Source organism: bacterium SCSIO 12741 (assembly GCA_024398055.1).
GTDB lineage: Bacteria > Bacteroidota > Bacteroidia > Flavobacteriales_G > Salibacteraceae > SCSIO-12741.
Map to the genome: position 1 here is coordinate 4256462 of CP073749.1, position 20928 is coordinate 4277389.

At 44.0% G+C, this 20928-nt stretch carries 19 protein-coding genes and 2 pseudogenes; 7 read left to right on the forward strand and 14 right to left on the reverse strand.

Going from position 1 to position 20928, the window contains the following annotated elements; genetic code table 11:
• Positions 1-63: 63 nt before the first annotated feature.
• On the forward strand, positions 64-2295 hold the full coding sequence (locus KFE98_18140) for an NADP-dependent isocitrate dehydrogenase (GenBank protein ID UTW61912.1): 2232 nt from the start codon (positions 64-66) through the stop codon (positions 2293-2295).
• A 203-nt stretch (positions 2296-2498) separates the two neighbouring features.
• Here KFE98_18140 and KFE98_18145 read toward each other — a convergent pair whose 3' ends face one another.
• Both KFE98_18145 and KFE98_18150 read right to left on the reverse strand, forming a co-directional pair.
• Complete coding sequence (locus KFE98_18145; GenBank protein ID UTW61913.1) at positions 2499-4067, reverse strand: MMPL family transporter; 1569 nt, start codon at positions 4065-4067, stop codon at positions 2499-2501.
• Positions 4052-4768 (reverse strand): hypothetical protein, encoded by a 717-nt coding sequence (locus tag KFE98_18150; GenBank protein ID UTW61914.1) that lies wholly within the window; start codon positions 4766-4768, stop codon positions 4052-4054. The genes KFE98_18145 and KFE98_18150 overlap by 16 nt, the downstream gene beginning before the upstream one ends.
• A 65-nt stretch (positions 4769-4833) precedes the next feature.
• Here KFE98_18150 and KFE98_18155 point away from each other — a divergent pair, with 65 nt between their 5' ends.
• The gene (locus KFE98_18155) at positions 4834-5577 is read left to right on the forward strand and encodes a M15 family metallopeptidase (GenBank protein UTW61915.1); all 744 of its coding nucleotides are present in this window, start codon (positions 4834-4836) and stop codon (positions 5575-5577) included.
• Here the strand turns inward: KFE98_18155 and KFE98_18160 are convergent.
• The 5 genes from KFE98_18160 to KFE98_18180 form a co-directional block, all read right to left on the reverse strand.
• Positions 5574-7094: a PAS domain-containing protein gene (locus KFE98_18160; GenBank protein UTW61916.1), complete on the reverse strand. Its 1521-nt coding sequence runs from the start codon at positions 7092-7094 to the stop codon at positions 5574-5576. The genes KFE98_18155 and KFE98_18160 overlap by 4 nt on opposite strands.
• 121 nt (positions 7095-7215) lie before the next feature.
• A complete protein-coding gene (locus KFE98_18165; protein UTW61917.1) occupies positions 7216-7707 on the reverse strand; it encodes a GNAT family N-acetyltransferase in 492 nt (163 codons plus the stop codon).
• A gap of 3 nt (positions 7708-7710) precedes the next feature.
• Positions 7711-8358 (reverse strand): peptide-methionine (S)-S-oxide reductase MsrA, encoded by a 648-nt coding sequence (gene msrA / locus KFE98_18170; protein UTW61918.1) that lies wholly within the window; start codon positions 8356-8358, stop codon positions 7711-7713.
• 96 nt (positions 8359-8454) lie between these two features.
• Positions 8455-9303 (reverse strand): hydroxymethylglutaryl-CoA lyase, encoded by an 849-nt coding sequence (locus tag KFE98_18175; GenBank protein ID UTW61919.1) that lies wholly within the window; start codon positions 9301-9303, stop codon positions 8455-8457.
• A gap of 4 nt (positions 9304-9307) precedes the next feature.
• Positions 9308-10162, reverse strand: coding sequence for a hypothetical protein (locus KFE98_18180; protein UTW61920.1), 855 nt, complete (start codon positions 10160-10162; stop codon positions 9308-9310).
• 149 nt (positions 10163-10311) lie between these two features.
• Between KFE98_18180 and KFE98_18185 the strand changes: the two genes are divergently transcribed.
• The 3 genes from KFE98_18185 (at position 10312) to KFE98_18195 (ending at position 14257) form a co-directional block, all read left to right on the forward strand.
• Positions 10312-12981, forward strand: a complete 2670-nt coding sequence (locus tag KFE98_18185) for a T9SS type A sorting domain-containing protein (protein UTW61921.1) — start codon at positions 10312-10314, stop codon at positions 12979-12981.
• Between the two features lie 89 nt (positions 12982-13070).
• On the forward strand, positions 13071-13643 hold the full coding sequence (locus KFE98_18190) for a pentapeptide repeat-containing protein (GenBank protein UTW61922.1): 573 nt from the start codon (positions 13071-13073) through the stop codon (positions 13641-13643).
• On the forward strand, positions 13640-14257 hold the full coding sequence (locus KFE98_18195) for a hypothetical protein (protein UTW61923.1): 618 nt from the start codon (positions 13640-13642) through the stop codon (positions 14255-14257). Before KFE98_18190 ends, KFE98_18195 begins: the two co-directional genes overlap by 4 nt.
• A 12-nt stretch (positions 14258-14269) precedes the next feature.
• Here the strand turns inward: KFE98_18195 and KFE98_18200 are convergent, their stop codons facing one another.
• Positions 14270-14761: a hypothetical protein gene (locus KFE98_18200; protein ID UTW61924.1), complete on the reverse strand. Its 492-nt coding sequence runs from the start codon at positions 14759-14761 to the stop codon at positions 14270-14272.
• 96 nt (positions 14762-14857) lie between these two features.
• Here KFE98_18200 and KFE98_18205 point away from each other — a divergent pair, with 96 nt between their 5' ends.
• Entirely contained in the window at positions 14858-15361 is a 504-nt protein-coding gene (locus KFE98_18205; protein UTW61925.1) for a DUF1905 domain-containing protein, read from the forward strand.
• Between the two features lie 6 nt (positions 15362-15367).
• Here KFE98_18205 and KFE98_18210 read toward each other — a convergent pair.
• The 3 genes and pseudogenes from KFE98_18210 to KFE98_18220 all read right to left on the reverse strand — a co-directional run bounded on the left by KFE98_18210 (position 15368) and on the right by KFE98_18220 (position 17162).
• Positions 15368-16575 (reverse strand): annotated as a pseudogene (locus tag KFE98_18210) (TCR/Tet family MFS transporter).
• Between the two features lie 216 nt (positions 16576-16791).
• Positions 16792-17007, reverse strand: coding sequence for a hypothetical protein (locus KFE98_18215; GenBank protein UTW61926.1), 216 nt, complete (start codon positions 17005-17007; stop codon positions 16792-16794).
• Complete coding sequence (locus KFE98_18220) at positions 17004-17162, reverse strand: hypothetical protein (GenBank protein ID UTW61927.1); 159 nt, start codon at positions 17160-17162, stop codon at positions 17004-17006. The genes KFE98_18215 and KFE98_18220 overlap by 4 nt, the downstream gene beginning before the upstream one ends.
• A gap of 125 nt (positions 17163-17287) precedes the next feature.
• Here KFE98_18220 and KFE98_18225 point away from each other — a divergent pair, with 125 nt between their 5' ends.
• Positions 17288-18379 carry an aminotransferase class V-fold PLP-dependent enzyme gene (locus KFE98_18225; protein UTW61928.1) on the forward strand — a complete coding sequence of 364 codons (1092 nt, stop codon included), beginning with the start codon at positions 17288-17290 and terminating at the stop codon, positions 18377-18379.
• Here the strand turns inward: KFE98_18225 and KFE98_18230 are convergent.
• The 3 genes and pseudogenes from KFE98_18230 to egtB form a co-directional block, all read right to left on the reverse strand.
• Positions 18368-18649 (reverse strand): DUF427 domain-containing protein, encoded by a 282-nt coding sequence (locus tag KFE98_18230; protein UTW61929.1) that lies wholly within the window; start codon positions 18647-18649, stop codon positions 18368-18370. The two genes, KFE98_18225 and KFE98_18230, sit on opposite strands and share 12 nt — an antisense overlap.
• A gap of 6 nt (positions 18650-18655) precedes the next feature.
• On the reverse strand, positions 18656-19663 hold the full coding sequence (gene egtD, locus KFE98_18235; protein UTW61930.1) for an L-histidine N(alpha)-methyltransferase: 1008 nt from the start codon (positions 19661-19663) through the stop codon (positions 18656-18658).
• A pseudogene (gene egtB / locus KFE98_18240) lies at positions 19660-20846 on the reverse strand (ergothioneine biosynthesis protein EgtB). Before egtB ends, egtD begins: the two are co-directional and overlap by 4 nt.
• Between the last annotated feature and the right edge of the window lie 82 nt (positions 20847-20928).

Genomic DNA, 20928 nt, shown 5'->3' on the forward strand with positions numbered 1-20928 from the left:
TTTACAAATCGACCCCGGTGTGCTACATTTGCTGCCCGCAATTTTTTCAAGAAAACGAGACCTATGAGCGCAGATACAAAAGCAAAAATCATTTACACCGAAACGGACGAAGCACCAGCATTAGCTACCTACTCTTTTCTCCCTATTGTTCAAGCCTTTGTAAAGCAGGCCAATGTGGACCTTGAGATCAAGGATATTTCCTTGTCCGGTAGAATTTTGGCCAACTTTCCTGATTTTCTGGAAGAAAGTCAGCGTGTATCTGACGCCTTGGCCGAACTTGGAGAATTGGCTAAAAAACCGGAGGCAAACATCATTAAGTTGCCTAACATTAGTGCTTCTATTCCTCAGCTTAAAGCGGCGATTAGCGAATTGCAGGCCAAAGGATTTGGACTCCCCAACTACCCAGAAGAGCCTGCCAATGATGAAGAAAAAGCGATTAAAGCTCGATACGATAAGATTAAAGGTAGCGCTGTAAACCCAGTTCTTCGTGAAGGAAACTCGGATAGACGTGCTCCAAAGGCGGTAAAAAACTACGCTCGCAAAAATCCCCACTCCATGGGTGCCTGGTCAGCTGATTCACGTTCTCACGTAGCCAGCATGAGCGAAGGTGATTTTTACGGAAGTGAAAAATCCATGACCCTAACAGAAGCCACTGAATTCAAAATCGAATTTGTAGATGGCTCAGGCAACACTACTCTATTAAGAGATTTTGCTCCATTGCAGGCTGGAGAAGTCATTGACACCGCTGTGATGAGCCAACAAAAATTGCGTTCTTTCCTGGCTGATCAAGTACAAGAGGCCAAAGACCAAGACGTTCTTTTCTCGGTTCACCTGAAAGCCACCATGATGAAGGTCTCTGACCCCATTTTGTTTGGAAACGCTGTATCTGTATTCTTCGCTCCTGTGTTTGAAAAGCACGCAGCACTTTTGGATCAAATTGGTATTGACCCGAACAACGGATTGGGTGATTTCTACAAGAAATTGGAAACTTTACCCGCCGATCAAAAAGCAGCGATTGTAGCTGATATCCAGGCTTGCTATGATCAAGGACCGGATTTGGCCATGGTTAACTCCGACAAAGGAATTACCAACTTACATGTACCAAGTGATGTGATTATCGATGCTTCTATGCCTGCGATGATTAGAAACTCAGGTAGAATGTGGGACAAGGATGGAAACACCAAAGACACCAAAGCCATTATCCCAGATCGCTCATACGCCGGTGTATACCAAGCCACCATCGATTTTTGTAAAGAAAACGGAGCCTTCGATCCTACTACTATGGGATCGGTATCCAACGTTGGGCTAATGGCTCAAAAAGCGGAAGAATACGGTTCTCACGACAAGACTTTCCAAATGAAAGCTGCCGGTGTGGTAAACGTTGTCGATCAAAATGGCCAAGTATTACTTCATCAGGATGTAAATGCTGGCGACATCTTCCGCATGTGTCAAGTAAAAGATGCTCCGATTAGAGACTGGGTAAAATTGGCCGTGAACCGTGCTCGTGCTACACAAACTCCAGCGGTATTCTGGTTGGATAAGAACCGTGCTCACGATGCTGAATTGATTACTAAGGTTGACGCTTACCTAAAAGATCACGATACCGATGGATTGGACATCCACATTATGGCACCTGTAGATGCGACCAAATTCTCTTGTGAAAGAATTCGGGAAGGGAAAGACACCATTTCCGTTACTGGAAATGTATTGCGTGATTACTTGACCGACCTCTTCCCTATTTTGGAAGTAGGTACCAGTGCCAAGATGCTCTCAATCGTTCCATTGATGAATGGCGGTGGACTATTTGAAACCGGTGCCGGTGGATCTGCTCCAAAACACGTTCAGCAGTTTAACGAAGAAAACCACCTCCGTTGGGATTCTTTGGGTGAGTTCTTGGCCTTGGCCGTTTCGCTGGAACATTTGGGTAACAACTACAACAATCCACAAGCCTTGGTATTGGGTGAGACTTTGGATAACGCCACAAGCCGATTCCTGGAAAACGATAAGTCCCCATCTCGTAAGGTTGGTGAACTGGATAACCGCGGAAGCCATTACTACCTGGCCATGTATTGGGCTGAAGAGTTGGCAAACCAAGATAAGGATGCAAGCCTGAAAGGCGCCTTTGCTAATTTGGCTGCGAAAATGACTGAAAACGAAAACCAAGTCATCGAAGAATTGAATAGTGTTCAGGGTCAAGCGATTAACACGGAAGGCTACTACCGTCCAAACCGCGATTTGACTTCTTCGGCCATGCGTCCAAGCTCTACACTTAACGAAATGATTTCCACCTTATAAGGAAATCTTATTCGTACATTCTTAAAGCATTTTGGCGCAATGAAAATTTAGGTTGGCAAAAAGGGCGAAAAAAAAGTGACGTCTGCATCCAACCAATTTTCAAAAGTGCTCGTCTATACTTCAAAGACCCATCTCTGGTCTTTCTCATAGGCTGTTTTAACACATCCCGGGTAACCCTTACAAGAGGAGAATCCGGGATTTTTTTATGCCTTTTTCTTTTCAGGGTAAAATACGAGGATTAGGGCTGGAAGTAACAGCAGGTCGAGTATCCAAGCGCTAAACAAAGTCAGGCTGATGAGAATGCCGATGTAGAATGTGCCCAGGAAATCACTAAAACACAAGGTTAGAAATCCTCCGGATAAAATGAGCGTGGTAATGGTTATTGCCTTACCGGTCTCCAGGTAGGTCTTTTTTAAGGCCCAGCGCAAGGTTGCATTGGGTCGGGAAAGTTCAAATCTCAATCGACTCAAAAAGTGAATGCTATCATCCACGGCAATACCGAAGGAAATGATAAAGATGATAGACGTGGAGAGTTTTAGGTCAATTCCGGCGAAACCCATAATAGCTCCAGTTAGCAGGAGCGGCAATACATTTGGCACCAATGAAATTAGAGCCATTTTAACGGAACGGAACAGAAAGCCAACCAAAATGCCAATGAGCACAAAAGCCAGAAACAAGCCCTCCACTACATTGGATGAAACAAATTGGGTATTGATATCCACTAAGGTGGCCGATCCAGTTACACGGTATCCCAATAGATCGAGATTTACCTCCTGGGCCATAAATTGATCCAAGGAGTCGTTTTTTCCTTTAATCAATAAACTTCCCCAATCTGGAATATTTCCGGATAGACGCATTTGTCCAGTCTCCAAGTTGATGTAGCGTCCCAAATCCATTTGTTTTTGGTAGCGGACAATGTCTTTTTCGAGTCGGGCCAGTTTTTTCGGGTTCTTAGGAACACTGTAGTACTTATCCTTACCGCCATGCAAAACCTTGTTGGTGTTTTTGACCAGCACTACTGGAGACACTAAGGCCCCTACTCCATATTCATCCTTTAGGTATTGATCAATTTTACCAATCTCTGCGAGCACTTCAGCATCAAATACCGAGCGCTGGGTATCCTTAATCCACAAGGCCATTTCAAAAGGTCGGGCTCCAGCAAAGTTTTCTTCAAAAAAACGGTAATCACGAACCTGGGAGTGGTCCGATTTTAAGTCTTCGAGAATGTAATTGTTCTTCACAATCTTGCTCGTCCCCCAAATTCCAATTCCCAATAGGATGGCTGAACCCACCAAGATTTCGACTTTACGTTTCGTTACCAGTCGGTAAATACCAATAAGTTGAAGTTTCCAGAAATCACGGTTTCTTTTTTCGGAAGGAGGAACGATCTTTTTGTGCCACATCAAAATGGCCGGAAACCAGGTATAGGTAAGACCGAAGGCTATAACCAAACCAATACAGGCATAAATACCTAAATCGATAACGGGCTGAACATTGGAGTTTAACAAGGTTAAAAAACCGATCATGGTTGTAACGGTCGTCAATAAAGTAGCAAAGCCGACCTCACGAATCGAACTCATCAAGGCCTTGGTCCGGCTTTTTTCTTCCCTTCTTCTATTCAGGTAATTCGTAAGCAGGTGTATGACATCCGCAATTCCAATCACCATTAAGATGGTAGGCAACACGTTGGATATTAAATCCATATCCTTGCCCGTAAGTACCATTACTCCAACCGCGAATAAAACGGTTAGTCCAACTACAGAAAGAGGCATCCAAATCCCCAGAAACTGCGGTAAGCAATGATCAGGAAGAGAATGACCAACAAGACCGATGAAGTAACAAACAAGGCCGTTTCGTTCCGAATCAGATCGATATAAATGGATTGTCCATAACTGCGACCTGCAAAATGAATGTGATCGAATTCATAAGACCTTCCGAGGGAATCCAATTCCTTAGCCAATATTTGGCACTTATCCTCCTGCAATCCACTGGTGTGCTCAATAAAAAGAACAACGGCGGGATGCTCGGTTGAAAAGAAGGTATTACTTAATTCAGGTGTGGAAAATATCCGAGCGCTATCTCGGGCATAACGTGAGGTATCTTCCCAATGCAAATAAGGCAACTCAATAAGTGCCGGATGCATTTGATACCGCCGGTATTCCAACAAATTGGTGGGTGACAATACCTGTTTAACTTCATTCAGTTGCTCTATACCCCGAGTGAGAGAGTCTACCTTCTTGAGGAAATCGTATTGAAAAACACCCGACTCATTTTCTAAACCGATAAGGACATAATCGTTGTCAGTACCGAATTGATCGCGGTGCTCCAGAAAAAAGTCTGTGTTCTCATCATTTACGGGAAAGAACTTTTCAAAATCATAATCGTATTCGAGCTGAACTACCTGATAAAGCATGAACACGGCCATAAGACCGATAACCGCTACTATTATTTTCCCGAATCGTTGATAAATCATTCCCGTATATCCTTGCGAATATGTTCCGAAAATAGCCTTCTTTTACACTACTCTATTCAATTACTATGAGAAACTTATCCCCCATCCTATTCACAGTTTTGATTCTGGCCTCCTGTTCCACGCCTCCAGCGGAGAACAAAACGGAAACAGTACCGCAGGAAACCGTTGAAAAGCAGAAGAAATCTTATGGTCTTCATACGGCCAATTGGGAGGAATACCAGCAACAGGTCTCTGACAAACCAAACCATCAGTTGGTTGATTTGTACCAAGCTCATGGTGACTTAAAGTTTGATATACGCTACGCCACCGATTCCAACTTCGCTGGCAAAACTTATTATCCCTTTCCCGGAGCCTTTGCACGTAAACCAGTTTCAGATGCTCTAAAGAAGGTAAGTAGTCATTTGAAGGATCTTGGATACGGCCTATTGATCTATGATGCCTATCGCCCTTATTCGGTAACCGTGGCGTTTTACGAAACTTATCCAGACACTACCTACGTAGCTTCACCCTATTTCGGATCCAGACACAACCGAGGTGCTGCTGTTGATCTCACCTTGTTTGACCTTAGCACTGGTAAGGCGATTGACATGGGAACGCCCTATGATGACTTCACCGAAAAAGCCCATCCCGACTACCTCGATCTGCCTGAAGAGGTACTCAAGAACCGTCAAGTATTAATGGATGCGATGGATCTTGGTGGATTTGACGTTTATCCCAGTGAATGGTGGCATTACGATTTTAGAGGGTGGAAGGAATTTCCCTTGTTAAATGTTTCGTTTGAAGAACTTCGGGAAAACGAGAAGAATTAATCTTCTTTCTGTTCGTCCATTTCCTGTTCACCCAGATTGGGTAAAACGATTGTAAAGCGAGAACCAGCGGTTGCCGTAGAGTCTACTTCTATGGTTCCTTTCATCTTTTCTATCGCCTGTTTAACAATGTACAAACCAAGCCCTGTCCCCTTGTTGTTAGAGGTAGCCCGGAAGAAAATATCAAAGATGTTTTTCAATTGACTCTCCTGAATACCGATTCCATTATCCGTAATTTCCAAAAAGGCCTTCTCAGAATCGACCTTAACGATAATGCGTAAGAAGGATTGAGCCTTTTGCGTATCGACGTACTTAATAGCGTTGGAAATCAAGTTATTCAAAACGATTTTCAGGTCGTTCTCACTCGTGAAGAATTTCCCTTTTTCCTGAATTTGAATCTGCTTTTCGATTTCCTCGTACTGGTCCATGAACCGCATACTCTCCAGAATATCGTCGATGAGGGGTGCAATTTTTACCTGCTCGGTGGTTATGCCATACCGAGATACCATTCGGGCATTGATAATATCCAAAACGGCCTTGTCCAATCTTCTTAGCTGATTGTCCAGCATACGGGTATATTGCTCAATTTCTTCTGACTGGGTTTCCATCCGAATCAAATCGGTTAAGCCCATTAACGAAGCGATAGGTGCACGAAGATCATGGGATGTTTTATACACTAACATGTTCAACTCAAAGTTGACTTTTTTGAGATCGAGGTTACTTCGTTGAAGCTCCTCTTCCATTTTCTTCTTGTCTGAAATATCGATAACCACACCATCGATTATGCCATCGTCTCCTTTAAGATCTACAATGGAGCTATTGAGCAATCCCCAAAAGGTGGATCCATCCTTGCGGCGAAACTCCACTTCCAGGTTGTGAAACTCGCCCTCTCGAATCAAACGATTAACGGTTTCTTCCCGATCGTTTAAACTCACGTAGAGGTCAGAAGCTTTGATGGACTTAAACTCTTCGTCTTCATAACCAAAGAGCATAGACATGGCCGTATTGGCATAAATGATCTCACCGCTTAGTTTACTGCGGTAAATCCCCTCCTTAACGTTGTGGTTGATGGAGGAAATGATTTTATCGGTATTGTTGGTAGCCGCAGCCCCAGAGGTTTCAGAAATTACTCCATCGATGTAATCAGGAATTCCATTTTCATCGTAAAACAGCTGGCCAACGGAATTAACCATAACGGTAACCCGATCTTGGGTAATGATACGATGATCGAAATTGAAAAAGTTGTTGGTCGGATTAAGATGACGAAATTGTTCCGAAATGTAATGATAATCATCCGGGTGAATGAAGTCTCTAAGTTTTCTTTTTCCGGATAAAAAATCGTCGATCGCATACCCGGTTAAGGACTCTATGCCTGGACTCAAAAAGGCAATCTGCCCTCCTTTTTTCAAATTGAGTCGAAAAACGATCCCATGAAAATCCCTCCAAAAGTGATCCACAAATGCACGTGGGTCCTGCGTACTTGCCGCAGAACTATCTCCATATAAAATGTCACTCTCCAATGTGTATCGCTCGATAATTGAAGTTAAAACTTAAAATCGGGTGTCTATTCTATAAAAATAGAACAGCTCTTTTCTCTCATTCGTTTAGTTCGTGGCCGGAAATTAGTTGATACGAATGAATCTACAAAGTTTTCATCATAAAAACATGGCAACCCGAGTGGCCGGTATCTCCTTTTCTTTCAGAAATATAAGAGAACCCAAAGGAGGAATATAGATGTTGGGCGGGTTTCATCCCGGGTAAAGTTTCAAGGTAACATTGGCTATATCCTGATTCTTTGGCAAAATCGAGGCACTTTTGAATCAGTTTTTTGCCCCACCCTTCTCCACGGATAGAAGGATCGAAATACATTTTCTGAAGTTCACAGGTAGAACCTGTACTCTTTTTTAAGGGGCCAATTCCAGCTCCTCCAACTACCTGCCCTTCTCGTTCGAGAATAAAGTAAACCCGATCATCGCCAGTGTAGGCCTCATACATGCTATCGAGCTCCGTATCTGAGGACGCATATCCAGGCCCTACGGCTCCAAATTCTTTTAGGGTATTGATAACTAATTGTTTCACCTGCGGATCATCGGCAGGTTGAATGGTTCGCAGGTTCAAATCAGTTGTGGTCATGCTTTACTTTATCTTATCTCCAAAAACTTTTTCGAATTTTTCGATCTTGGGACGAATCACCAATCGGCAATAGGACTGTTCCCCATTTTGGCTGTAGTAATCCTGGTGATATCCTTCGGCTTCATAGAAAGTATCAAAAGCCGAAATCTCCGTAACAATAGGATCTGGAAAGGCGCCGCTTTCATTCAGTTTGGCTTTGTACAGTTCAGCCTTGCTTCTCTGCTCTTCATTGTGGTAGAAAACGGCTGAACGGTACTGAGTTCCTACATCTGCTCCCTGACGGTTTAGCGTAGTAGGATCATGGGTTTGCCAAAAAACTTCCAATAATTCATCAAAGGAAATAACCGATGGATCGTAGTAAATCTGGCATACTTCGGCATGTCCTGTACTTCCTGAACAAACTTCTTTGTAACCCGGATTTTTAACAAATCCTCCGGAATAGCCGGAAAGTACTTTATCTACACCATTAAGTTGTTGAAAGATGGCTTCAACACACCAAAAACAACCGGCACCAAATGTGGCCGTGTCCAAATTTGAGGAATTACTCATTTCTTCTTTTACAGGTTCCATTTCCTTTTCTCCCGTCTGATTTCCGGTACACCCTAAGGTGATTCCCAACATCAATCCGGTAATGACAATATAGCGATACATAGATACAAAAGTATAGGCAATTGAACCGCAGAAAATGTTCGTTGTGCGACATCCCATGAGCATGCCTATCTATTGGAAGGGGAAATTAACGTCTTTTCACGGAAACACGGAAGCAGACTGAATCATGGCCTGATTAAAGGCATCGCGATCTACTCCTGGATTCACTGAAATACCATCCAAAAACTCCAGCACGGTTTCGGTAGCCATATTTCCAACCAGCTCATCCTCGGCCATGGGACATCCACCCCACCCTTTGATGGCGGAATCCATTCGGCGGCATCCGCTCGAATAGGCGGCTTGTAATTTTTCCATTCGGGTTTCTGCGGTGCTGTGTAGGTGAGCTCCAAATTCTACCTGATCCAATTCAGGAATAAGCGTTGAGAATAAACCGGAAATGTTTTCGGGGTTAGAAACACCAATGGTATCCGATAAGGCCATGATTTTCACCTCAAAAAGATCGTAGAGACGTCGACACCATTGGGCTGCAATTTCAGGACTGTAAGGCTCGCCATAAGGATTACCAAAGCCCATACTTAAGTAAAGTACCACTTCCTTTTTATGCTGATTGGCCAACTCAACGATTTGCTCTACCCTACCCAATGACTCTTCGATGGTGGCATTGGTATTCCGTTTTTGGAATTCTTCGGAAATAGAAAATGGATATCCTAAATATTGGATTTCATCAAACTGACAAGCATCGGATGCTCCCCGGGCATTGGCAATAATGGCCAGAAGCTTAGTAGTTGTAGTATCCAGGTTCAATCCTGAAAGTACATCAGCTGTGTCTTTGAGCTGGGGAATGGCCTTGGGCGAAACGAAGCTACCAAAGTCGAGGGTATCAAATCCAACTTGGAGCAGTTGGTTCAGGTAATTTATTTTGGTTTCTGTGGGAATCCAGGTTTCAATTCCCTGCATGGCGTCACGTGGACATTCGATTAATTTCATCTGCTTAAAAATGTATTCCGACCTGCAATCCGAGATTGAGAACACTCACCTGCTGATCGTAGGTATACGTATTTACTGTTCCCGTACCAACTACGGAGGTTCGTACGGTGTAATCTGCTTCGTGGTAAAGGTAGTCGAGGTATCCACCGATGTGCCATTTGGAAAATCGATAGAAACAGGAAAAACCGGTACCCACTGTCAAGTTAATGGCCGGGTCAGCATCTTCCAACACATTATAGGCGGTGGTTCCTATGATCTGTACGCTTCTTGTTTGAGGATATTGCGTAATGCTCATACCCAGCATGAAACGGGCATTCAGGTCAATGGGACCGCTGCTTAGAACGCCACCAGCTTCTCCTAAAAACCTTAAACAACTCCAGCGATCAGCTTCCCAGGATTCAATACTACCTCCATTGGAAATTAAACGCTGGAAGGGTTCATTGTTAAAAGCATGGGAGGCGTAATTCATTTGAAATCCCAGGAGCCAAAAGGGTTTAGGTTTGGCCTGAATTCTTAGCCGGTACAAAACGGCAGGCTGGGCAAAACCGGCATCAGACAGAGTTACATCGTTGCTCGCAAATCGGGCCATAGGGATCGAAACACCCATGCCGTAAGACAAGCTGTATTTGGACTCAGCCGGATTCGGTTTATCTGAAAAATCCTGAGCACTCAAATGAAGCGCCGAAAAAAGGAAACAACCCAAGTAAAACAGCTTTCGCATAGCACAAAGAAAAAAATAATGCCTACTCCAATTGCCCGATTGGCGTGAAAGTTTCCAAACGGAAACCGCTTCTTCACAAATTTCTACCACTCGCTCATCCAACCCTTCTGATTTATCGGTGTTTATAATAAAGAACACACCTTCAATTGCTATGACTTCTTCCAGCTCAACTCTGCCAAATTACACTCCTATCCTCGCCCATATCATGTTGTTGCTGTTTGCGCATCCGAACTGACTGAATAGTCAATGATCGGAAACACTATACGCTAACACACAACTTGATAACCATGAAAAAACCGCTTCTTTACCTCACACTTCTACTTACCTGTCCTCTCGTGGGCTTTGGACAAGCTCAGGAACCCAACCTCGACCATCGACCCGATTTGGTACAAGCCGTAAAAGCTTCGGCTACCGGACCTTTGAAAACCGGTTTTCGGGAAAACTTGGGCCAACTGCTCAATTCTGATTACAAAAAGGATTCTACCATTGCTTACTACAGTGAATCCATCTATCCTCGGATGTGGCTTGGCCAAAAAGGAAGGATAAGCTGGTCGAGTGAGGTGGAGAAAAAGTCGATTGACATCTATGCCAACGGACAAATTCCAGATCCTTCTGATTCTCAAATAAACGACACACTGCTGCGCATAGACTTACAAGCTGTGGACGGAAATCTCAACCCGGTTACCAGTAAGCCATTTGCTTTTGATGTCACACCCGATCAAGCTCACTTCTACCTTCCTCATTGCGGCAAAGAGGGCATTGAGCACGTACCTGCCTACAAAAAAATTCTTTGGCCAGATATTTACCCAGGCATTCACCAGCAAGTCAATCTGGTAGATGCCAACGTGTCTATTCACTACGTTATAAGCCCCGGAGCTGATGCGAACAACATTCGCCTGCTATGGGAAGGTTATGACCGATTGAGCTTTTCCAGTAAATCGCTAAATGCTGGATTCAAAAGCCTCAACTTTGGACTTACCACCCTAACCGCCTATGAAGTGGATAAATGGGGACGGGTTGTTCCACTGGAATGGGAAGCCAACTGGGTTAAGCACAGTGATGGAACACTCGGCCTTTTGACCGGAGCCTATAATTCCAACAACACCCTCGTCATTCCTTTAACTGCTACCCGTTCGGCCACAAGATCTCAAACCAATGGTGGCAACTTGACTTACAGCACCTATTTGGCCGGCAACGGTGAAGACCACCTAATTGAGCTGATGACGGAAAGCAATCACTCCATTTATGCTGCCGGTTTCACCTCGAGCCATGTTTTTCCAAATAGTTCTGGGAAAAGAATTGCCTACTCAGGTGCCTACGATTGTTTTGCCATGCAGTTTGACAAAGACATGAAATTACAAACCAGTACGTTCTACGGATCCACCTCTTTTGATCAATTGGAGGCTGCAACCTACCATTCTAAGCTCGGCCTATACATAGGTGGCGTTACTTACGGCTACGATTTGTTTAAAGCCACCAACTCCAAGGCTGGCGTTCTATCCAGTTTTGTGGCTCATTTTGACCACGATCTGCGATTTGTAGAATCGGTATACTATGGTGGAGATAACAGCACTACCCTTACCGATTTGGTGGCTCACTCCAAGGGCGTAGTGGCTACGGGGTTTACCATTACCGCAGATAGTGTGTATCCGCTAAAATTTGGGCAACCCACCAGCTGGTTTCAGTCTGATATGGCGGGATCGGATGATGGTTTTATAGCCGAGTTTAAGAGTGATTTAAAGCTTAATTACAGCAGCTTTTTTGGCGGCTCCGGGTCAGACAAAATTTACCGGGTAAAAAAGGACAAGGATGGAAACTTGTACTTCCTCATGACTACCCAAACTCAAGACTATTATTCGGATTGTAATCACCCTACATTACCCGGTGAATTACCCCTATGCTCTCAGTTAAACAATACCACCAACTATGCACCTCATGGTGGAGATGACTATTACCTATTCGTAATGACTCCGCAATTTGAATTGCTTTGGAGTACCTGGCTTGGAGGATCATCGAGCGAAGAGTTTGAAAAAGGTGCTGACCTTGTGGTAGATCCCAATACTGTTGGCGATTTCTACGTGGCGTTGTCTACTCAAAACCCTACTCTATTCGACCTACCTGATCCAGCAAAAACGGGCTACCACTGGGAACCCAACAACGACCGTAGTCAACAAATGCTTTTGATTCGATTTGAACATTTTAATCCCACCTGGCACACGTTTGCCGGTTGCCATGATCGCACCAGTTCCCAAGGAATATTAGAATTGGATGACTTTGGCAATGTCTACCTCTCCGGTAATACAGCCTGTAAGGTTCCACAAGCCCAATACAAATGGTGCCAGGTTCCTGAAGGTTCTGAGTTTCCAATCTGCGACAACCACAGTAATGGCACTCCCCTTTTCATTCAGCGCGATGCAGATGGCAATGCCTTAAACCGCGGAAAAACAGATGCGTTTATCATGGCCTTTAATCCTCGCAACGAATTATTCTGGAGCACCTGGTTTGGCGGATCGGAAAACGAAGGAGTGACCACGCTGAAATTCCATGCAGAAAATCAGGAGTTGTATTTGGGTGGGGTAACCGATTCTCCGGACAAGTCCATCCCCTTAAAGAAACCCGGATCTTCCTCCTCTCATTTCCAGGACAAATTGAATGGAACTATGGGAGCTATGTTGGCCACTTATACCCCGGTTATTGCTACCTACATCACCGAAATGGATGGTAAGAACCAACCTATAAAGGCCTGGCCCAATCCTACGGAAAATTGGATCCACCTGGACTTTGACCAGGATTACACCTCTTATTCCATCTATTCAACCCAAGGCAATGTGGTGAAATCTGGAAATCTATCTGCCGTAAACAAAGCTTTGCAAGTAGGAGAATTACCAGTTGGTCAATATGTATTGGAGTTAAGCGGTGGAGACTACCCGGGAAGAATAACTTTTGTTCGTCAGTAAATGGGCTTAACCGCCGATTAGGAAATCATGTTGTGATTTGACCTTGGGTCCTGGCATTTTCAGCTAAATTAGCTCCTCGATCCAATGCTATGAGTGACCATTACCTCGAAGGAGAACTTGTTGAGAACAAGGATTTTCAAGAAAACACCTGGAAGACAGGCGAGTACGACGATTGCCATTTTTCCAATTGTAGTTTTCATGAAGTAGATCTATCTCAATCCGTATTTGCAGAATGTACGTTTGAAAACTGTGACCTGAGCATGGCTCAATTGCAGGGAACTGCTTTGAAAGATGTTCGTTTTGAACAATGTAAACTTCTCGGATTACGCTTTGAGGACTGCCATCCTTTTCTGCTTCAGATGGAGTTTATGGGATGTCAATTGACTTATTCCTCTTTTCATGGCTTAAAACTTAAGGGAACACGGTTTACCAATTGCCAGATGGAAGAGGCGGATTTCTCCCAAGCAGACTTAACTGGAGCCCACTTCGACCAGTGTAATTTGGCTCGAACCCTATTTGACAACACCCTTCTGGATAAGGCCGATTTTAGGACGGCTTATCACTATACGATTCATCCAGAGCACAACTACCTGAATGGCGCCAAATTCAGTCAGGATGGCGTTCAGGGTCTTCTGAATCACTTAAATATAACGATAGAATGAAACGCTTCCTACTTCTTCTCCTGAGCCTTTTTCTGATGCATACCAGCGGTGTTTGGGCTCAAAATAGCCGGAAGGCCTCTGATCAGATTTATGAATTAAAGAATGGGGTTCTACTGGTTCGACTAATGACCCGTAGCAAAAGCATTAATGCCCTGGAAAAAGCGGGCAATACCAAACAAGCAGATAAGATTAAGGCTGAACAACAACAGAAAAACCAACAAATTATCGCTGCCTTTCAAAACTACTTTGATTTCTGCCCGGTTTATTTTTTCCTTTCAGACCAGACGGCTGAAGTAAAAGCCCGCAACTGGGACAAAGTGGTATTTCTAAATGCGGAGTTACAAGCCGATACTTCCCTTACTGATTTCAATCCCGAGGTGTTTATGATGGCCGAATTTGGTATTGTAGAACCCAAAGTAAATGATGGAATTCCGGTTAGCGATCAGGGTTTACCAGGTTTGGTTATTAGCAATTCAGACTTTGTTCAATTAAGCGCCCCATTTCCTTACTATATAAGAACTTATGAAAATCTACCAGTAGAAAAAAAGGCTCAGAATGCAGTGGAGAAATGGAATCAAGAGTTGCACGATTTTTATACATCCACGCAGAAATAATCAGTTCCGATCTTAGGCCTTTTCCTTGGGTTGAATGATTTTAAGAACGAAACTCATCATCACGGTAAATACCACAAAACCGAATAAGCCAATAATCGAGTTGAGAGCTCGGGGAAGGAAAAAACTCCAAAAATCAAAGGTCTGATAATCCCTGTGCATACTGGTATTGAGAATTACCCAGGCCTCCATGGAAAAGAGTAGCCAAAAGCCATTTAACAAGCGTAGAATGGGACGATTTCTTACCCATTTTAACCAGGGCATGTGGGAGGCCAACAACAAGGAAATGGGCGTCCACCAAAAATAAAGTCCGTATTCTCCAAAAGCCCTATCCATCCAGGATTCTGGTGCATTAATGATGCGGTGGTAGAAATAGATGAGTGCGTAAAACCAACCTATAAAACTCCCTGTAAAAAGAGCGGCTCTCTCCCAAATTTCAGGAACCGTTCGATTGAACCAACGACCTATCGCTGTAATAATCAGGTATATTCCATATCCTTCGGGCATGTTGCGAATTTAACCAATCCCATTACCCTATTACCAAGCTTGCACAAAATGAGGTTTTAGATTGGGTGAAATTCGGCTAAAAAGCTAATTTCGAATATGCCTTATCAAACCACAATTGAAATGCACCCTGGCTCCATTTGGGGGCTTTACCTACCGGTTTCCAGTGATTGGACCGAAGGATTGATTGAAGGAAATAATCGTCGGGTATTGTGCTCCATCAATGGAAATGAAAAGTTCCAAACTCCCCTACTACCGGATGGTGAAGGTGGATATATGATTACCCTGAACCAACAGCAGTGCAAAAAACTGGGCATTAAACTGGGTGATAGCGTGAGTATCGAAATGGAAAAGGATGATAGCAAATATGGCCTTCCGGTTCCGCCTGAATTTGAGGAATTACTCCTACAAGATGAGGACGGTAGTTCACTGTTTCATGCACTAACTCCGGGAAAACAAAGAAACCTGCTTTACATTATCGGCAAACCCAAATCAGCTGATTTACGACTTCATAAGGCCATTGTAATCCTCAATTACCTTAAATCTACGGGTGGAAGATTGGACTTTAAGGAACTCAACGAAGCGTTGAAAGTAAACCGGTAGAAAGGTCTATCCATCATTCTCAACCGGAGCTCCCTGAATATCAGGAGACTTATCCCCAAAGCGATTAAGGGCTCTAAAGGCAAAAAGAAATCCCAACAACATAAGGACCGTTCCAGCAATAAAGGGCGCTCCAGGGAAATAGGGATCTGCCCCTTCAGCCGTAAACCAGGTAAAGATATTGGTCATCAACAGTGGACCAATTATAGCGGTAAGACTGATAATCCCAGTCATGCCCCCTGCAATTCTCCCTGTTCATTTTCTGGAACCTGATTGGACACAATACCCTGGAGCGTAGGACCTGCAATTCCACCAACGCAATAGGGAACGAGAAATAGATAGAGCATCCACCCGGTATCAGCAAAAGCGAAAAGCAACATTCCTAAGCTCCAAAGAGCATAACCTACATAGATCGTTTTTAGGTTCCCAAACTTCCGGGTAAAAAAACCAACCAGAACGGCTTGAACAATCACCACCAATATCCCTACTACCGTCAAGGAAAAACCAATTTCGGCCGGTGACCAATCAAACTTTAATTTGGTAAAGAAAGTCCAGGTAGACTGCAAAGCGTGACCTGCCAAGTGAATTAGAAAAAAGGAAATCATCATTCCGACCAATAGCGGGTAACGTCTCAAACCAATAATCGAAACACCAGGAACTACTTTCTTAAAATCGAAGGAGCGTCGCTTGTCCATGGAAAGAGATTCCGGTAGAATCGCGATTCCATAAATTAGGTTAGCTAAACTTAAACCAGCCGCGATAAAAAACGGAACTCGAACACCCCATTCTGCAAAAAATCCACCGATTAGGGGACCAATAATAAAACCCAGGCCAAAGGCGGCGCCAACCATTCCGAAGTTTTTGGCCTTTTCTTCTGGTTTACTTATATCGGCAACATAGGCATTGGCCACGGTGAAACTCGCTCCACAAACACCGGCCAAAAGGCGGCCGATAAACAACCAAAATAGAGTGGGCGCAAAGGCGTGGAATACATAATCCATTCCCAAGCCAAACAGACCCATCAACAGCAAAGGCTTACGTCCATATTTGTCGCTTAGCTCACCCAATACAGGAGCAAAAAGAAACTGCATAATCGCATAGGCAAATGTGAGCCACCCAGCGTAATAGGAAGCTTGGCTTAGGTCCTCACCAGTCAGTTGCTCGATTAGATCAGGCATGATGGGAATGATGATTCCTAATCCCATTCCATCCACCATAACGGTGATGAAAATGAATAATATGGAGGCGCTTTTTCTTTTCACGGGGTTTATTTTGGAGGGTGTAAAACTACAGGGACTTTGGCGAAAACCTGGATTAGATATGTAGCAATTTTAGTACTTTTTTAAAAGGCCTTCGTTTCCAGTACATTCAAATAAAAAGCCCCTATTCAATCACCATGAATAAGGGCTAAAAATCTGTATGCAAAGGATTTACTATCCTTCCTCGGTACCTTCAGGTACTTCCTCAGCAGGAATTTCTTCGGTAGGCTCTTCTTCCGGAACAGGTTCGGTCACCTGTTCTTCAGGAGTGGGCTCATTGGTAGATTCCATTTGCTCCAAATCCATACCACAAGTTGGGCAGGTTGTAGGTTCTGCGTATGTTTTTCCATCTTCACAATCCATTGGGCAGGCATAAACGGAAGCTGTCATTTCTCCCTCCTCCCATGATCATGTCCATCCTGATCGTGGTGTTCGTGCCCATCGTGTGAATGATTGTGGCTAGATTCTCCAGAGCAGCTTGCCATCATTAGGATTCCAAATCCGTACACCAAGGCAATACTCCATGTTATTATTGTGCGTTTCATGGTACTAAATTTTAAGATTCTTCAGATAATCTGACACTACGATTCAAATATCCGACAATTTCCACAAAGCCTGAACCCGGGATCTTTTCTTTTTCTGGTTATTCTCAACACTGTATTTTTAGCCCATGCAAAACACCGATTTGATTTATCTCGACACCGCAGCATGCGGACTCATCCACCTAGATGGATTACAAGCACAACAGGCCTTTATGCAAAACGCTGTGACCGATGCCAGTGGAGTTGCCAATGCATGGAGAGACAAGACCTATTTTGAACTGCGAAATACAGCCCGTCGATTTTTGGATTGCACGGAAGAAGAGCTGGCTTTCATTCCTAACTTCAGCTATGGCCTCTTCAGCTTTATTCAGGCCATAAAAGGAAAGCATAAAAGGGTGCTATTGTTTCAAAACGACTACCCTTCCCTTACACTCCCCTTCGAGCTTAACGGATTTGAGATCACCTCTTTTGTTCCACAGGATTTCTTCGAGGTGGATTATGGAGCCTTGGAAAAAATGCTGATCCAGCAGAAGATTGAATTAGTGGCGGTAAGTCATGTGCAATACCTCAACGGTGCACGGGTGGATTTGGAATTGTTGGGAAACCTTTGTCAACGACTTGGAATACTGCTCGTGGTTGATGCTACCCAAAGTTTAGGAGCAGATGCCCTTTCCTTTCGAGAATTGAATGTAGACGTATTGATCGCCAGTAACTACAAATGGATGAATGGTGGATTTGGTACGGGTGTTATGTGTTGCAAACCGCACATAACCAAGGAATACCTACCTCAAATTGGAGGTTTTGGAAGCTATCAAATGGGCAAAAACGGATGGGAGTTCAATCGAAACATTCGGAGTTATGAACCCGGTCATCCCGCCATAGGTTCACTACTTCTCCTCCACCATGCCATGGAATACAAGATTTCTAAAGGAATGGAATCGATTCGGACAAACAACCGCGTTATGCTCGAGAAGCTTATCTCCGTGGTAAATAAATACGAATTACCCCTAATTGGCCCCTCCGGTGTGGATAACCGATTAGGTATTGCCTGTTGTTCTATAAGTGAGGAAATGTACCAATACCTGCATCAGAATCAGGTACGATGCACTTTCCGAAATGGACACATCCGGCTCAGTGTGCACCACACCAATTCTTTAGAGGATTTGGATAGGTTTGACCAGATACTGGCCAAGGCTCCTAAAAGCGCCTTACTGCACTAACTGAACCCCTTTCCAAAAAGCGATACGGCCCTTAATGCCTTTGGCCATTTCAGACGTTTCCGGATAGTACCATGCGGCATCCTGATTAACGTCCTCTCCCACCTTAATGCTGTAATACGAAGCTGTTCCCTTCCAGTGGCATACGGTGTGTGTTTCTGAAGGAACCAAATATTCCTGTTTAACGGACTCAGGCGGGAAATAAGGGTTTCCCTCTACATTTATGGTGTCATTGCTTTCGGCAATTACGGTGTCTTTCCAAATGGCTTTCATCTTGAATTAGTGTTTAATGAGTAAAAAATCGGAGAAGTAATTCTTGCTGTCCGAAAAGGTTTGTTGCAGCTCAAGCCCCAATCCCTTTGTTAGCCTGTTGAGTATTTCCTCATCGTACTTCCTGGAAATCTCGGTATGAATTCGTTCTCCATTCGTAAAGCTGAAGTGTTGGTCGAGTTCTTTGATATATACCGTTTGATTGCAGGTACTGCGCAAAGAGCTTTTGGCAATCCCCTCCTGTTCGTCGTATTCTGGGGCATGTTCAAATTGGTTCACCTGAAAATCTCCTCCCAATTCCCGGTTTATTCGGGTTAATAAATTGAGATTGAAATCACGGGTAATTCCCGCGGCATCATGGTATGCAGGAAGTACAATGTCACGAGATTTTATGCGATCAGCACCCAACAGTAAACGATCACCTGGATTCATAAGCTCTGCCAATCGTCCTAAAAAACGTCGTGCTTCGGTATCCGGAAAGTTCCCAATATTGGACCCCAAAAAGAGTAAAGTCTTCGGGCGACTATTCCGATTGACCTGATCCAATACCCGAAAATAATCACCGGCTATAGGACCACATTTCAAACCTGGCACTTCATCAGACAAGCGAGACACCAAGCCATCCAGCGCATCTTCTGAGATATCGATCGGAATATAGCGGAAGGAAGTGTTCCCTACCAGTTCTTCTAACAAATGTTGCGTCTTACTTCCATCCCCAGCTCCTAATTCGACCAAATCAAAGGATTCATCATGAGACACTGCTTCTGCCAGAGCTTGGGTTTGTTTTTGAAAAATCTCAAGTTCACAGTTCATCAGGTAATACTCAGGCATGTGCATTATTTGAACAAACAGTTCTGACCCTTTCTTATCGTAAAAATAGCGCGAAGAGAGCTTCTTTGGATGAGCACTCAAACCATGCAAAACATCCTTGAGAAAGGCCTCATGAAGTTCTCGAGCTTCAATTTCAGCTAAATCGACCGACTCTTCGGTATTTGCTTTTAATGGAAATGCGTTCATAGTGAATTGGGTTTAGCTAAGCGGATACCAGAGAATTGCCACTGAAAATGGGGATGAAAGAAATTGCGGTAGGTCTTTCTGCTGTGGTTTTCGGAAGTAGCTGTTGATGCCCCTCGCAAAACCATTTGATTGACCATAAATTTTCCATTGTACTCACCCACGGCGCCTTCGGCAATTTTAAAACCTGGATAAGGCAGGTAAGCACTGTTGGTCCACTCCCAGCGCTGTCCCCAAGCGAATTGATCTGAAGCGGCCTCCCATTCAAATTCAGTAGGGAGACGCATTCCCTTCCAGGTGGCATAAGCCTGAGCCTCGTAATAACTCACGTGACAAAGCGGAGCCTCCCAGTCGATGGATTTGAGTCCCCCAAAGTATAATGATGCCACTCACCTTCTATAAAGTGCCAATACAAGGGAGACTTTACCTGATTTTCATTTACCCAGGCCCAGCCCTCATCCAGCCAATTTCGAAAGTCAGAATATCCACCCGAGTTTATAAACTCAAGGTATTCTCCATTGGTAACCAGATTGTTTGATATTTCATATTCGTGCAAAAAGACCTGATGCCTGCGACCTTCGTTGTCAAAAGAAAAACCATCCTGATCATGTCCTATGGTGTAGATTCCTTCGTCCATTTTAATCCATCCCGAAGACTCGTTCTTTCCTTCGGATCTTACGGCATCCGGATGATAAACCGGAAATAGAGGATTATGTCCCAACGTATATTTGAGGTCTGTTATAAGCAGTTCCTGATGCTGTTGCTCATGCTGCAGGCCCAATTGTACCAAGGCAAGAACTTCTTCTGGCACAGGATCGTTTTGCAAGTAAAAGGCCACGTGCTCATTGACGTATTGACGGTATTCATACACCCGGTCCACCGAAGGACGAGTCATGTTTCCGCGATCCGCACGCAAAGTTCGCTCCCCTACGTGGTTGTAATAGCTGTTGAACAAATAACCAAAATCAGCATCGAACAATACATAGCTCGCATCATTTCGCCTCAAGATCATTTCTTCAAAAAACCAAGTTGTATGCGCCAGGTGCCACTTAGGAGGACTAGCGAAATAGACAGGCTGTGGTACATAATCCTCTACCATTAGCGGAGCACAAAGCTCTTCGGTAAAACTTCGAATCTTTTCAAATTGGCGGATTAAAGCCTCATTCTGGGTTGCCGTTTCTTGCATTTTTTTCAAATTCTAAACTAAGTTGCGTCAAAGCTATATCAGTCGTTGACGTCCGGAGGACAGAAATATTCAATTAAATTTA

Excerpts from the sequence above, each read along its gene's own strand:
- KFE98_18140 (UTW61912.1), top strand. The coding sequence starts at position 64 with ATGAGCGCAGATACAAAAGCAAAAATCATTTACACCGAAACGGACGAA.
- KFE98_18145 (UTW61913.1), bottom strand. The coding sequence starts at position 4,067 with ATGCCTCTTTCTGTAGTTGGACTAACCGTTTTATTCGCGGTTGGAGTA.
- KFE98_18150 (UTW61914.1), bottom strand. The coding sequence starts at position 4,768 with ATGATTTATCAACGATTCGGGAAAATAATAGTAGCGGTTATCGGTCTT.
- KFE98_18155 (UTW61915.1), top strand. The coding sequence starts at position 4,834 with ATGAGAAACTTATCCCCCATCCTATTCACAGTTTTGATTCTGGCCTCC.
- KFE98_18165 (UTW61917.1), bottom strand. The coding sequence starts at position 7,707 with ATGACCACAACTGATTTGAACCTGCGAACCATTCAACCTGCCGATGAT.
- msrA (UTW61918.1), bottom strand. The coding sequence starts at position 8,358 with ATGTATCGCTATATTGTCATTACCGGATTGATGTTGGGAATCACCTTA.
- KFE98_18175 (UTW61919.1), bottom strand. The coding sequence starts at position 9,303 with ATGAAATTAATCGAATGTCCACGTGACGCCATGCAGGGAATTGAAACC.
- KFE98_18185 (UTW61921.1), top strand. The coding sequence starts at position 10,312 with ATGAAAAAACCGCTTCTTTACCTCACACTTCTACTTACCTGTCCTCTC.
- KFE98_18190 (UTW61922.1), top strand. The coding sequence starts at position 13,071 with ATGAGTGACCATTACCTCGAAGGAGAACTTGTTGAGAACAAGGATTTT.
- KFE98_18195 (UTW61923.1), top strand. The coding sequence starts at position 13,640 with ATGAAACGCTTCCTACTTCTTCTCCTGAGCCTTTTTCTGATGCATACC.
- KFE98_18200 (UTW61924.1), bottom strand. The coding sequence starts at position 14,761 with ATGCCCGAAGGATATGGAATATACCTGATTATTACAGCGATAGGTCGT.
- KFE98_18205 (UTW61925.1), top strand. The coding sequence starts at position 14,858 with ATGCCTTATCAAACCACAATTGAAATGCACCCTGGCTCCATTTGGGGG.
- KFE98_18215 (UTW61926.1), bottom strand. The coding sequence starts at position 17,007 with ATGACAGCTTCCGTTTATGCCTGCCCAATGGATTGTGAAGATGGAAAA.
- KFE98_18220 (UTW61927.1), bottom strand. The coding sequence starts at position 17,162 with ATGAAACGCACAATAATAACATGGAGTATTGCCTTGGTGTACGGATTT.
- KFE98_18225 (UTW61928.1), top strand. The coding sequence starts at position 17,288 with ATGCAAAACACCGATTTGATTTATCTCGACACCGCAGCATGCGGACTC.
- KFE98_18230 (UTW61929.1), bottom strand. The coding sequence starts at position 18,649 with ATGAAAGCCATTTGGAAAGACACCGTAATTGCCGAAAGCAATGACACC.
- egtD (UTW61930.1), bottom strand. The coding sequence starts at position 19,663 with ATGAACGCATTTCCATTAAAAGCAAATACCGAAGAGTCGGTCGATTTA.